This is a genomic window from Streptomyces prasinopilosus (genome assembly GCF_001419695.1).
In the GTDB taxonomy this organism is placed as follows: domain Bacteria; phylum Actinomycetota; class Actinomycetes; order Streptomycetales; family Streptomycetaceae; genus Streptomyces; species Streptomyces prasinopilosus.
Window position 1 is genome coordinate 1 of the sequence record NZ_LIRG01000789.1, and the last position, 1124, is coordinate 1124.

Annotated in this window: 2 protein-coding genes; one reads left to right on the forward strand and one right to left on the reverse strand. The window is 70.2% G+C overall.

What is annotated here, in order from left to right:
- On the reverse strand, nt 1-535 hold a 535-nt coding region (locus AOK18_RS26480; RefSeq protein WP_055574294.1), incomplete at its 3' end, for a DUF4232 domain-containing protein.
- Between the two features lie 318 nt (nt 536-853).
- On the opposite strand from AOK18_RS26480, the gene AOK18_RS26485 reads away from it, so the two are divergent.
- On the forward strand, nt 854-1124 hold a 271-nt coding region (locus tag AOK18_RS26485; RefSeq protein ID WP_206281597.1), incomplete at its 3' end, for a helix-turn-helix domain-containing protein.

Below are 1124 nucleotides of genomic sequence, written 5' to 3' on the forward strand. Positions count from 1 at the left end.
CGTCCGCCGCGTTGTCCTGCCAGTAGGTGACGGTGGCGGCGCTGTTGAAGAAGATGCCGTCGTTCGGCAGCTTCAGGGTCTTCTCCGTGGAGGTCGCGCCGCCCTTCTTGTCGGCGAAGAACACGCCCAGCGTCTTCTCGGTGGCGCCCCCCTCGCCCTCGGGGGAGGACGTCGTGATCCCCGCGTACGCGGACTGGCCGGGCTCGAGCGTCACCACGGACTGCGGAGTGCTCTCCTCGGTCCACGGCAGCGGGGCGTGGGCGTCGGTGCCGGCCCTCAGGTAGGGGGCGCTGTAGGCGTAGCAGGGCTTGGTGCCGGTGTTGGTGGCCTTGAGCAGCAGGTGGTTGATCGGGCGGGACACCTCGGTGACGGTCAGCTTGGTGTTCGCGGTGGTGCAGGTGACGGCCGAGGACGCCTTCGTCGCGGCGGCGGAGGCGGTCTGTCCGGCGGCCTGGAATCCGACGAACGCGAGGGCCGCGGCGACCACCATGGAGGAGGCGGCCGTGCGGGAGGCGAAACGAGTGGCGATACGCATGGGTGGACTGCTTTCTCTGAACATCAGGAAGATGGTTTTCGGGTGGTGCACCGTGCCGGCCGTCCGGCCGTTCCTGCCCCGGTCGTGCCGCGTGGAGGGTGTGCCGGTGGGCACGCCGAACGCGCAGGCGCCGAAAGGGGAGTCGAAGCGGGGCGGGTCACCGGGTCCGGCGAGCCGCCGTGCTTGGATGGCCCAAGGTTGTGCCCTGCGGCGTCCCCTGCGCCATTCCATGGGGGGTTTCGGGACGTTGGGATGCGCGACCGTATGTGACCTGGGGAAACGTGACCTTCGTGGGATGCCGGACGGAATGGGGGACTGGTGGGGGCGGCTGAGGAGATCGCTGATTTCGCGGAGTCGCTGCGCGAGCTGAAGCAGCGGTCGGGGCTGAGTTACGAGGCGCTGGCGAAGCGGGCGCACATGAGCACCTCGACGCTGCACCGGTACTGCAAGGGGGAAGGGGTACCGGCCGACAGCACGGTCGTCGCCCGCTTCGCCCGGGTGTGCAGGGCGACTCCCGAGGAACGGGTCGAGCTGCACCGGCGCTGGGTGCTGGCGGACGCGGCACGGGACCGTGCCGCGTCCGCCAGCA